Source organism: Aromatoleum sp. (assembly GCF_035254505.1).
Lineage (GTDB): Bacteria > Pseudomonadota > Gammaproteobacteria > Burkholderiales > Rhodocyclaceae > Aromatoleum.
The window spans coordinates 82510-92775 of record NZ_DATFAO010000079.1 but is presented as its reverse complement, the minus strand read 5'-3'; the positions used below and the strand labels follow the sequence as shown (position 1 = coordinate 92775).

At 65.1% G+C, this 10266-nt stretch carries 13 protein-coding genes; 4 read left to right on the top strand and 9 right to left on the bottom strand.

Going from position 1 to position 10266, the window contains the following annotated elements:
• The first annotated feature begins 173 nt into the window (after positions 1-173).
• Complete coding sequence (locus tag VJ673_RS16265) at positions 174-377, top strand: NF038104 family lipoprotein (RefSeq protein ID WP_324127191.1); 204 nt, start codon at positions 174-176, stop codon at positions 375-377.
• Between the two features lie 106 nt (positions 378-483).
• Here the strand turns inward: VJ673_RS16265 and rplS are convergent, their stop codons facing one another.
• The 4 genes from rplS to rpsP form a co-directional block, all read right to left on the bottom strand.
• Positions 484-858 (bottom strand): 50S ribosomal protein L19, encoded by a 375-nt coding sequence (rplS, locus tag VJ673_RS16260; RefSeq protein WP_324127190.1) that lies wholly within the window; start codon positions 856-858, stop codon positions 484-486.
• Between the two features lie 81 nt (positions 859-939).
• The gene (gene trmD / locus VJ673_RS16255) at positions 940-1731 is read right to left on the bottom strand and encodes a tRNA (guanosine(37)-N1)-methyltransferase TrmD (RefSeq protein ID WP_324127189.1); all 792 of its coding nucleotides are present in this window, start codon (positions 1729-1731) and stop codon (positions 940-942) included.
• Between the two features lie 7 nt (positions 1732-1738).
• Positions 1739-2245, bottom strand: a complete 507-nt coding sequence (gene rimM / locus VJ673_RS16250) for a ribosome maturation factor RimM (protein WP_324127188.1) — start codon at positions 2243-2245, stop codon at positions 1739-1741.
• 22 nt (positions 2246-2267) lie between these two features.
• Positions 2268-2519, bottom strand: coding sequence for a 30S ribosomal protein S16 (gene rpsP / locus VJ673_RS16245; protein ID WP_324127187.1), 252 nt, complete (start codon positions 2517-2519; stop codon positions 2268-2270).
• A 195-nt stretch (positions 2520-2714) separates the two neighbouring features.
• On the opposite strand from rpsP, the gene VJ673_RS16240 reads away from it, so the two are divergent.
• Positions 2715-4241, top strand: a complete 1527-nt coding sequence (locus tag VJ673_RS16240; RefSeq protein WP_324127186.1) for a cyclic-di-GMP receptor FimW-related protein — start codon at positions 2715-2717, stop codon at positions 4239-4241.
• Here VJ673_RS16240 and VJ673_RS16235 read toward each other — a convergent pair.
• A complete protein-coding gene (locus VJ673_RS16235) occupies positions 4229-5479 on the bottom strand; it encodes a YihY family inner membrane protein (RefSeq protein ID WP_324127185.1) in 1251 nt (416 codons plus the stop codon). The genes VJ673_RS16240 and VJ673_RS16235 overlap by 13 nt on opposite strands.
• 97 nt (positions 5480-5576) lie before the next feature.
• On the opposite strand from VJ673_RS16235, the gene wrbA reads away from it, so the two are divergent.
• Both wrbA and VJ673_RS16225 read left to right on the top strand, forming a co-directional pair.
• Positions 5577-6173, top strand: coding sequence for an NAD(P)H:quinone oxidoreductase (gene wrbA / locus VJ673_RS16230; RefSeq protein WP_324127184.1), 597 nt, complete (start codon positions 5577-5579; stop codon positions 6171-6173).
• Positions 6173-6532, top strand: coding sequence for a DUF2069 domain-containing protein (locus VJ673_RS16225; RefSeq protein WP_324127193.1), 360 nt, complete (start codon positions 6173-6175; stop codon positions 6530-6532). Before wrbA ends, VJ673_RS16225 begins: the two co-directional genes overlap by 1 nt.
• Before the next feature lie 42 nt (positions 6533-6574).
• Here VJ673_RS16225 and VJ673_RS16220 read toward each other — a convergent pair whose 3' ends face one another.
• The 4 genes from VJ673_RS16220 to VJ673_RS16205 form a co-directional block, all read right to left on the bottom strand.
• Positions 6575-8110 (bottom strand): 2-isopropylmalate synthase, encoded by a 1536-nt coding sequence (locus VJ673_RS16220; RefSeq protein WP_324127183.1) that lies wholly within the window; start codon positions 8108-8110, stop codon positions 6575-6577.
• A gap of 306 nt (positions 8111-8416) precedes the next feature.
• Positions 8417-9139 carry a cytochrome b/b6 domain-containing protein gene (locus tag VJ673_RS16215; RefSeq protein WP_324127182.1) on the bottom strand — a complete coding sequence of 241 codons (723 nt, stop codon included), beginning with the start codon at positions 9137-9139 and terminating at the stop codon, positions 8417-8419.
• 27 nt (positions 9140-9166) lie between these two features.
• On the bottom strand, positions 9167-9682 hold the full coding sequence (locus tag VJ673_RS16210; RefSeq protein WP_324127181.1) for a diheme cytochrome c: 516 nt from the start codon (positions 9680-9682) through the stop codon (positions 9167-9169).
• 19 nt (positions 9683-9701) lie between these two features.
• The gene (locus VJ673_RS16205) at positions 9702-10115 is read right to left on the bottom strand and encodes a DUF1924 domain-containing protein (RefSeq protein WP_324127180.1); all 414 of its coding nucleotides are present in this window, start codon (positions 10113-10115) and stop codon (positions 9702-9704) included.
• Positions 10116-10266 lie beyond the last annotated feature (151 nt).

Genomic DNA, 10266 nt, shown 5'->3' with positions numbered 1-10266 from the left:
TTGGCCGAGAGGTCGAAGGCACTCCCCTGCTAAGGGAGCATACGGGCTAAAACTCGTATCGAGGGTTCGAATCCCTCACTCTCCGCCAGTCGAAATGACCGAACCCGCGCTTGTCGCGGGTTTTGTCTTTTCGCCGCCGCTCTTCGTTTTCCTCTTTTCCGCGAGTCGCTCCAATGAAAATCAGATACGCCGTTTCCGCGTTCGTCATTAGTGTGCTGTTGAGCGGCTGTTCTCTGTTCGTTGTCGCGGATGCTGCCGTCACGGTCGTGGCGACCACCGTCAAGGTCGGGGCGAAAGTGGTCGGTGCGGCGGCGGACGCGATCATCCCTGACGGCGACGACGGCAAGCATGACAAGCAGGAGAAAAAATCGGACTGAGGAAGTCCGGTTGACGGCGCTCTATCGAGGGGCCTCATCTGTTTGATGCAGGCATAAAAAAACGGGCCCCGCGGGGCCCGTTCGTGCGACTGGCTGGAAGAGCCTGTTACTTGGCGGCGATGGCCTTGTAGTTGAGCTTTTCCTTGATCCGCGCCGACTTGCCCGAGCGTTCGCGCAGGTAGTAGAGCTTGGCGCGACGCACATCACCGCGACGCTTGACCTCGATGCTGTCGACCAGCGGCGAGTAGGTCTGGAACGTACGTTCCACGCCTTCGCCCGAGGAAATCTTGCGCACGGTGAAGGCGGAGTTCAGGCCGCGATTACGCTTTGCGATCACCACGCCTTCGTAGGCCTGGAGACGTTCACGCGTACCTTCCTTCACCTTCACTTGGACCACCACGGTGTCGCCGGGGGCGAACTGGGGGATGGTCTTGTTCAGGCGGGCGATTTCTTCCTGCTCGAGCTGCTGAATCAGGTTCATTTGAAACTCCTGTCAATGGCACTTGGCCTCGCCGCAGAGCAGGTGTGAACCCCTGATGCGCGCGGTTTGGTATTCGGGCGTTCAGACGTTGCCGCCTTCGGCCCCTGCTTGCTCCCGCTTGAATTCTTCAAGCAGTGACAATTCTTCCTTGCTGAAGCGACGCCCTTCGAGCAGGTCCGGGCGTCGTTGCCAGGTCCTGCCGAGTGCCTGCTTCAGCCGCCAGCGACGAATCACGGCGTGGTTGCCGGAGAGCAGGACTTGCGGCACCTGCTCGCCTTCGTAAACTTCCGGTCTCGTGTAGTGCGGGCAGTCGAGCAGCCCGTCTACGAACGAGTCTTCCTGCGCCGAATCGGCATCGTTCAGTGCGCCGGGCAGGTGGCGCACGATCGCGTCGAGCAGCACCATTGCCGGCAGTTCTCCGCCCGACAGCACGAAGTCGCCGAGCGAGATTTCCTCATCGACGTGGCGGTCGATCAGCCGCTGGTCGATGCCTTCGTAACGCCCGCACAGCAGCGTCAGCGACGGCAGTGCGGTCAATTCCAGTACCTTTGCGTGATCCAGCCGTCGACCTTGCGGTGACAGGTAGATCACGCGCCCGGCGATGCCGGTCGATGCTTCCTGTGCGGCTCTGGCGCGGGCGATCGCCTGCTTCAGCGGGTCGGGCAGCATCACCATCCCGGGGCCGCCGCCGTAGGGGCGGTCGTCCACCGTGCGGTGCGGATTGTCCACGAAGTCCCGCGGGCTGTGGAAGGCGATCTCGTAAAGCCCACGTTCCAGTGCTCGCCGGGTGATACCGCTCGCGGTGAGGGCCGCGAACATCTCCGGGAACAGGGTGATGACATCAAAGCGCCTTGCGGCGGCAGCTGCGCTCACCCTCGTTTCACCAATCCTTTTGCCAATCGACCCGGATCGTCCGGTTCGTCAGATCCACATCCAGTACATAGGCGGCGACGAACGGGATCAGCCGTTCGGTGTCGCCGTCGCGAATCTGCAATACGTCGTGGGCGCCGGTCGACATCATCGCTTCGACCGTGCCGAGCGCTTCGCCGGCCTGATTGACGACTCCGAGTCCGATCAGGTCGCCCCAGTAGAACTCATCCGCGTCGGGTTCGGGCAGTGCTTCGCGCGGTGCTGCAATGTAGTGTCCCTGCAGGGCTTCGGCCGCGTTGCGGTCGTCAACCCCTTCGAAGCTGGCGACCAGGCCGGCACCGTGCTCGCGGAATGCGGCAAGCTTGATGCCTTGCCAGGATTCCGCCGGCGCGTCGGGCTGGTCGGCAAGCCACCACTGGGGCATCTTGCTCCATGACAAGGGGTCATCCCCGAAGGGATGAATCTTGACCCAACCCTTGACGCCAAAAGGGGCGACAATGCGCCCCAATATGATCATGACTGCGAACGGCTGAAGTCGATCAGGCGGCGGCCTTGGCGGCCTGCTTGGCCAGGCGTTCGACCGTCGGCGACAGCTGGGCGCCGTTCTGCTTCCAGAAGGCCAGGCGCTCGGCGTTGATCACGAGGCCTTGTGCGGAACCGGAGGCCATCGGGTTGTAGAAACCAACGCGCTCGATGAAGCGGCCATCGCGACGGTTACGCGAATCGGCAGCGACGATGTTGTAGAACGGGCGCTTTTTGGCGCCACCACGGGCAAGGCGAATGACGACCATTTGGGTGTCCTGGTAAATGGGTGCGAAAAGCAGGCGATTGTAGGGGAAAACGAGACGATGGACAAGGGCCCTGGCAGGGTGGGCCACGATTGTCCCGCCGAGTCTCGTCGCGGACGCGGCGCGATCGTGCGGCGCGCCCATATTGGGGCCATTCTTGAATAGAATGGACAGCACGTCCGAAGATACCCGCCCCCGATGCCCTCGTCTCAATCCGTGTCCGAGCAGATGACCCCCGTGATGGAGTGGCTGGCGAGCGAGCCGGCCGACGATCCGGTCGCGGATCTGGCGAATCTGCGCCAGTACTTCGGGCGGTTGCCGGAGCCGGAAGTGGCGGGACCGCTGTATCAGCAGTGTATCGAGCAGTTCGAGCTGCGCGTCGCAGATTTGTGCGATCGCTTCAAGCCGCGGCTGTTGAGCGCCGCCCTGCCTCTGTCGCGCGAACTTCATGGCGCGACGAGCGAGCTGGTTGCGGCACTGCTCGATGTCGCCCGGGGCATGTGGCGCATCGCCGAGATGGCGCGCGAGCGCTGGCGGCCCGTTCGGCGCGCGGACCCGGAGGTGCTGGTGGCGCGTGCGCTCGCGGTCGTGCACGAGGCTTTCGTGTTGTCGGCGATGGGCGGTGCGGCTGCGCCGGCAGGCTTGTGGCGTTGCGCCTACGACATCGCCGGCGCAGGCGCCGGACTCGATGTCATGCTGGCCGCGCGCCGCGAGACGCCGGCTTGGGAGGCGGCCTACCAGTTGAAACGCTTGTTCGCGTTGTCGGTGCTGCAGCCCGAGAGCCTGACGCCGCGTGAGCTGAGTTGGGCGACCGAGTACCTGCAGGGGCTCGCCGACGAGGCAGTACTGTCGCGCACGGCGGTCGCACCACTTGCCTCGTCGTTCTGGATCAATCCCTCCGACGATGCTCCGCCGGTCGCAATGGTGCGCAATCCCGCCCCGGCATCGTCCGAACTGGTGCATTTTTCGGCTTTCGGAATGTCGCGATTGCTCGCCGGGCAGGTCGACAAGCTCAAGGCGAGCGAAACGGAAGCGGTCGCGTCGGGGCTTGAGCGCGACGGCGAACTGCTGGAACCGGATCTGTCGGACTTGCCGCTGGGCCTGACGCTGGTGGAGGCGGTGTCGGTGATGGCCCGGATGCGCGACCGCTGGGCACAGCCGCCGAATCGAGCGCAGCCGCGGCGGCCTCATCAGTATTCCGTCCAGGTGTGCGCAGGCCTGCGGGCGATCTGGGAGGTGGCGCGGCCGGGCGCGACGTCGAGCCGCATCGCGGAATGGATGGTGTACAACGAGAGCCCCGGCGGTTACGCGATCATGTCGGTCGGCGGCTTGTCGGCGAGTCTCAGTGCCGGAATGGCCGTCGCGCTGCGGCGTGATGCGGCGCATCCGTGGTCGATCTGCATCGTGCGCTGGATTCGCAGCGAGAATCCCGAGCAGGTCGAACTCGGCCTGCAGGTGCTGTCGCAGACGTGTACGCCGGTGTCGATTGCGTTTCGCGGCGCGGATGCGCGCAGTACCACGCCGGCCTTGCTGCTGCCGCCCGTGACGGCCCTGCGGCGCAATTCCGCGATCCTTGCGCCGGCGGGGACCTATTCGTCGCGCCGTTTCGTGCTCGTCCATGAAGGCGAGCACTTGTATGTGGCGCAGGCGCGGGTCCTGAGCTTGGATATGCAGACCGCAAACATCGAGCTTTTCCAGTACGAGGTCGATCCTTACCCGATCTGAGGGTCGGCGGCGAGCGCCTGACGTTCGGCCGGCACGGTCGGAGCCAATCCCGCGAGCACGAAAATCGGCTGGTCCGCGGTGCGTAGCGCCGCCTCCAGGCGGAGAGCAGTATCGCTCGCGATGCGATCGTTGCCGACGTTGCGCCAGTCGGCGGGCGACAGCGCAAAGCGGGAAATGACCGCTGCGAGCCCGATGTCGGCGGAATTGCGGCTCAAGAGCCATTCGCCGTCTTCGGTCTGGGCGACCCAGCCCGCGTCGCGCAATTCTCCGAGCAGTTGTTCGCCGTCGTGGCTGCCGATGCGTGCGCGTTCGAGCAGGGATTCGAAGGCGAGCGGGCGACCCCTGCATTGGGCTTCGGCGAGGGCGACGAGCATCGTCACCGCAGTCCAGGCGCGATCGCCGGGGAAGGGCGGGGCGATGCGGGTTCGTTCGAAGAAGCACGGCAGCGATGCGACGATGATCGCGCCGAGCAGGATCACGACCCACGACAGATACAGCCACAGCAGGAAGATCGGCAGCGTCGCGAAGGTCCCGTAGATCAATGTGTAGGTCGGGATGCGCGAGATGAAGAGGCCGAAGAGCTGCTGCATCAGCAGGAAGAAGCCGGTCGCCGCGATGCCGCCGCACAGCGCGTGGCTGGGGCGTACGGGGTGGTTGGGCACGCCGTAGTACAGGAAGGTGAAGAGCGCGCACAGCAGGGCCGACGAGACGCCGGTCGAGGAGAACTCGGCGAGCCACGAGATGTTGCCGACCATCGCCACGGAGGTCGCGACGAGGTGGCCGGTCGCGAGCGCGGTCGCGCCGAGTGCGACGGGACCGAGCGTGAGGGTGAACCAGTGCACGGTGAGCCGGGTCAGCAGCGGGCGGGGGCGGCGCACGCCCCAGATCTGGTTGAACACGCGGTCGATCGTCATCAACAGCATCAGCGCGGTGACGACCAGCGCGCCGGTGCCGATCAGCGTGAGTTTCGCGGCCTTCTGCGAGAACTGGAAGGCATAGGTCGCAATGATCTTGCCGGCCCGGTCCGGCAGCAGGTTCTCGAGCAGGAAGGTCTTCAGCGATATGCCGAGCGCGGAGAATGCGGGGAAGTTGCTGAATAGCGCGATGACGACGGTGACAAGCGGAACGATCGCGAGCAGCGTGGTGAAGGCGAGGCTGCCGGCGACTTGCGGGCAGCGGTTGGCGACGAATTGGCGGGCGAGGAGTTGTGCGAAGTCGCGCAGGGGTCTTAACGGCATGTGATGCGGGCGGGAAGCGAGGAGGGGGAGAGGGCGATGAGAAGGGGGCGACGCGAGCGGCGGTTATAATGCCGCAATTCGATTCACATCCGCGCAGATGAAAGAAATCCTCGTACTTTATTACAGCCATCGCGGTTCCGTGCGCGCGCTTGCAGAGCACGTCGCGCGGGGAATCCACCAGGTGCCGGGGGCGGCAGCGCGCGTGCGTACGGTGCCGCGAGTGTCGACGGTGTGCGAGGCAATCGAGGACGAGATTCCGGCATCCGGTCCGCCCTACGTTGAAGCCCGGGATCTGGAGGAATGCGTCGGCATCGCGCTCGGCAGTCCGACGCGCTTCGGCAACATGGCGGCACCGATGAAATACTTTCTCGACGGTCTCGCCGGGCAATGGGTGAATGGCACGTTGGCGGGCAAGCCCGCTGCGGTCTTTACGTCGACCGCGAGCCAGCACGGCGGCCAGGAGTCGACGCTGCTGTCGATGATGCTGCCCTTGCTGCATCACGGGATGCTGCTGGTCGGTTTGCCCTACACGGAGCCCGCGCTCAACCGCACGCGCGGCGGCGGCACGCCCTACGGCGCGAGTCACGTCGCGGGGCCGGACGGGGCCGCGGGATTGACGGGCGACGAGATCGAACTCGCGGTCACACTCGGACGCCGGCTCGCCGGCGTCGCCCTCAAACTGACGGACGCATGATGAACGTACGTAACCTGAACCTGGCCGCCGGCGTCCTGCTGGTATCGTTGATCGCGCTGTGCTTGCTGTGGGAGGCGTGGCTCGCGCCGCTGCGTCCCGGCGGATCATGGATGACGCTGAAGGCGCTGCCGCTGATGGCGGCGCTATTCGGCGTGCTGAAGGGGCGCCGCTACACCTACCAGTGGCTGTCGATGCTGGTGCTGCTGTATCTGGTCGAAGGCGTCGTGCGGGCGACCGACGCAGGGCTGACCGGCATTCTGGCGATCGGCGAGGCAGTGCTTTCCGGCCTGCTGTTTACGGTCGTGCTGCTGTATGCCCGCGTCTCCGCGCCTTCGCGTCAGGCACGGCCGTCGTCCTGACGCGGCGCGACCGGCGGGAAGGCCGGCCGCGTTGAGCCATTCTTAAAGCTGCGGGTTCAGTTTCTCGAACTTGTCGTGCAGCTTGTTCAGCGCGTTGAGGTAGGCCTTGGCGGAGGCGACGATGATGTCGGTGTCTGCGCCCTGGCCATTGACGACCTTGCCGTCCTGCGCGAGGCGCACGGTCACTTCACCCTGGGCGTCGGTTCCGGTGGTGATCGCATTCACCGAATATAGCAGCAGCTCCGTGCCGCTCTTTGCGACGGTTTCGATGGCCTTGAAGGCGGCGTCGACGGGACCCGAACCTTCGGCGTCGGTGCGCGTCTCATGCCCGCCGATCGAGAGCGTCAATTCCGCGCGAGGCGTTTCGCCGGTCTCCGAATGGAAGCGCGACGCGACGAGGCGATAGTGCTCCTGGTCGGGCGTGACGTTTTCGTCGCTCATTAGCGCCTGAAGATCCTCATCGAAAATTTCGTGCTTCTTGTCGGCGAGCTCCTTGAAGCGCGTGAAGGCATGGTTGAGAAGCTCTTCGGACTCGATGACGATGCCGATTTCCTGCAGGCGCGTGCGGAATGCATTGCGGCCCGAGTGCTTGCCGAGCACGAGCTTGTTGGCGCCCCAGCCGACGTCCTCGGCGCGCATGATCTCGTAGGTCTCGCGGTGCTTGAGCACGCCGTCCTGGTGGATGCCCGATTCATGCGCGAAAGCGTTCGCGCCGACGATCGCCTTGTTCGGCTGCACCGGGAAGCCGGTGACGCCGGAGACGAGCTTCGAGGCCGGCACGATCTGCGTCGAGTCGACCTGCGTGTCGCAGGGGAAGACGTCCTGGCGGGTGCGCACCGCCATCACGACCTCTTCGAGCGACGCGTTGCCGGCCCGCTCCCCGAGGCCATTGATCGTGCATTCGACCTGGCGGGCGCCCGCCATCACCGCAGCGAGCGAGTTCGCGACCGCGAGGCCGAGGTCGTTGTGGCAATGCACTGACCAGACCACCTTGTCGGAATTCGGTACGCGCTCGATCAGGCTGCGGATCGTCGCGGCGTACTGCTCCGGTACGTTGTAGCCGACGGTGTCGGGCACGTTGATGGTCTTCGCTCCGGCGTTGATCACCGCTTCGAAGATGCGGCACAGGAAGTCGATTTCCGAGCGCCCCGCGTCCTCGGCCGAGAACTCGATGTCGTCCGTGTATTCCTTGGCCCAGCCGATCGCCTTCACGGCCTGCTCGACGACCTGGTCGGGCGTCATGCGCAGCTTCTTTTCCATGTGGATCGGGCTGGTGGCGATAAAGGTGTGGATGCGTCCCCGCGTGGCGGGGCGGATCGCCTCTCCCGCGCGGCGGATGTCGTTTTCGTTCGCGCGGGCCAGCGCACAGACCGTCGACTCCTTGATCACTTCGGCGATCGAGCGCACCGACTCGAAGTCGCCGTTGGAGGCGGCAGGAAAGCCTGCTTCGATGACGTCCACACGCATGCGTTCGAGCTGGCGGGCGATGCGCAGCTTCTCGTCGCGCGTCATCGAGGCGCCGGGGCTTTGTTCGCCGTCACGCAAGGTGGTATCGAAAATGATCAATTGTTCTTTCATCGTCGGCTCCTGCTGGAGGTGTGGGTTCGGGAAGCGGGTATGACAAACGGCCTGCGCTATGGCGCGGGCGAGATACGAACGACAGGGAGGGGTGGGATATTTTCAGCGCGCGGGGCGCAGCAGCGGGCCGAGCAGCAGCAGACCCGCCGGCAGAAGGCGAAGCGACAGGAGGGAGAGGTCGCGTTCGGAAGTCATGGCAAGACTATAAACCGGCCGTTTGCGGGAAGGCAATACGGCCGGTGTTCGCCGGGGATGATCGACGGGATTGCGGTCGCCTATCGCCCGGCGGCGATGCAAGGGCTGCTGTCAGTCGTCGTCGTGATGCCGTTCGATACTGCTGCCGCCCGACGGCAGGAAGTCGGGGGCGAGGCCCGCCTGCCATGACCACCATGCGCCGACGAGGGCTGCCACGAGCAGGGCGGCGACGAGGCCGTGGCCGCGGCTGATGCCCTGTCCGGCACGGCCTTCCTTGCGGCCGGTGATCATCGCCCGAGCCAGGTTCTCGCGATGCAGCAGACTGCTGACAACGACCCCGGCGATGTGGATGACGACCAGCCCGAGCATGCCGGTCGCGATCGCTTCGTGCACCTCTTCGAACAGTTCTCCGCCGAAATCCTGGTAAGTGGCGTAGCCGCTGACGGCGATCAAGGCGCCGCAGGCGAGCATCGCGAAGATGGCGATCGCGCCGGCGGGGTTATGCCCGAGATGATGCTCGGGCGCGCTCGACAGCAAGGAGCGCAGGTAGCGCATCACGCTGGCTGGTGAGGCCAGGAAGCTCGAAAAGCGCGCATAGCGGCTGCCGACGAATCCCCACACGATGCGGAACACGAGCAGTGCGGCGAAGGTGTAGCCGAGCATCACATGCAGGTCCCGCAGGCGCTCGGACTCGGACGTCAGCCAGGCGCCGGCGAAGCTTGCCGCAAAACTCCAATGAAAGACGCGGGTCGGGATGTCCCAGACGCGAACGGATGCCGATGCGTGATCGGCGGCGCCGGACGTCGCAGTACCGGCTTGGGCGGTGGCTGACATGATCGTTTCTCCGATTGGGCTAGGGCCTCAGCGCGAGGCCTGGGCCGGAATGTGGATATTGCGTTCGCTGAAGTCGCCATCGGCAGCACTGCGATGGCAGGCGCCGCAGTTCGCGGGACTCTTCACGGCGGCCGAGCGGAATACGCCCGGCGTGATTCCGTCGTGGCCGTCGCGATGCTCGCGCTGGAACCAGCGCGTCTCGGTGATCCGCAGCAAGGGCTTGCCGTTGTCGCCCGTCGTGTCGCGCGAACCGGCGTTGGCGACGAGGAACTTCGTGATGTCGTTGGCGGTGGCGGCGTCGAGGCTCGCGTCCGACCCGAAGTGCTTGTCGAGTCCGCCCATCACGGCGCGCCAGGACCCGGCCGACAGCAGCCCGGGCGGGAAGGGTGTGTGGCAGCTGCCGCATTCGCTGCGGTAGGCGGGGTGGGAGGCTGCCATACGTCCCATCTTGTCATCGTCGGCAAATGCGGCCGTGCCGCCGATCCCACCGATGACGAAGATGAAGATTGCCTGCAGCGCACGGGTCGAATATCTTGTGGTCATGTTCCGGGTCCTCTACGGGTTAGCGGGAGATGCTGAGCAGATAGGCGATCACGTCGGCCTTCTCGGCCGGGCTGCACACGCGTCCGAGGACGTCCTTGCAGTTGCGCGTGAACCATTTCTCGACGGTGCGCTCGCTGACGAAGCGCTCGGGGTTCGCGGCCGGTGCCATCGGCTCGATCGTCTTGCCAGTGCTTGCGTGCTTGCCGGTTGCCGCGGGGTTGCGAGTATGGCAACTGGCGCAGCTCCAGTCCTTGTCGCGGACCGTGTTGAAGAAGGTCTGGCCACGCTCGACCGAGGGCGCGAAGGATGGGGTGCTTTGACGGGCCTCGGCCTGGTAGCGGTCGAGAAAATCCTTCGGCGTCTCCGCGTGTACGGGCAACGCGAGGACGAGTGCGAGAAGTGGGAACGCGAGGTGGAGCCGTGACTTTTGCATGAATTCTCCTGACGGCGATTGAGTCGTAGGTGAGGGGTAAGTGGCGCCCACTTTGCGCGGCAATCCATGAACGGAAGGTGAAGCCGGTGTTCACCTTCCGTTCAGCCTGCGTGAGGTAGAACACCGATAAAGGCAAGGTCGACAGGAGATG

What these genes read in the sequence shown, in the direction of transcription:
- VJ673_RS16265 (WP_324127191.1), top strand. Translation starts at nt 174, where the DNA reads ATGAAAATCAGATACGCCGTTTCCGCGTTCGTCATTAGTGTGCTGTTG.
- rplS (WP_324127190.1), bottom strand. Translation starts at nt 858, where the DNA reads ATGAACCTGATTCAGCAGCTCGAGCAGGAAGAAATCGCCCGCCTGAAC.
- rimM (WP_324127188.1), bottom strand. Translation starts at nt 2,245, where the DNA reads ATGATCATATTGGGGCGCATTGTCGCCCCTTTTGGCGTCAAGGGTTGG.
- rpsP (WP_324127187.1), bottom strand. Translation starts at nt 2,519, where the DNA reads ATGGTCGTCATTCGCCTTGCCCGTGGTGGCGCCAAAAAGCGCCCGTTC.
- VJ673_RS16240 (WP_324127186.1), top strand. Translation starts at nt 2,715, where the DNA reads ATGCCCTCGTCTCAATCCGTGTCCGAGCAGATGACCCCCGTGATGGAG.
- VJ673_RS16235 (WP_324127185.1), bottom strand. Translation starts at nt 5,479, where the DNA reads ATGCCGTTAAGACCCCTGCGCGACTTCGCACAACTCCTCGCCCGCCAA.
- wrbA (WP_324127184.1), top strand. Translation starts at nt 5,577, where the DNA reads ATGAAAGAAATCCTCGTACTTTATTACAGCCATCGCGGTTCCGTGCGC.
- VJ673_RS16225 (WP_324127193.1), top strand. Translation starts at nt 6,173, where the DNA reads ATGAACGTACGTAACCTGAACCTGGCCGCCGGCGTCCTGCTGGTATCG.
- VJ673_RS16220 (WP_324127183.1), bottom strand. Translation starts at nt 8,110, where the DNA reads ATGAAAGAACAATTGATCATTTTCGATACCACCTTGCGTGACGGCGAA.
- VJ673_RS16215 (WP_324127182.1), bottom strand. Translation starts at nt 9,139, where the DNA reads ATGTCAGCCACCGCCCAAGCCGGTACTGCGACGTCCGGCGCCGCCGAT.
- VJ673_RS16210 (WP_324127181.1), bottom strand. Translation starts at nt 9,682, where the DNA reads ATGACCACAAGATATTCGACCCGTGCGCTGCAGGCAATCTTCATCTTC.
- VJ673_RS16205 (WP_324127180.1), bottom strand. Translation starts at nt 10,115, where the DNA reads ATGCAAAAGTCACGGCTCCACCTCGCGTTCCCACTTCTCGCACTCGTC.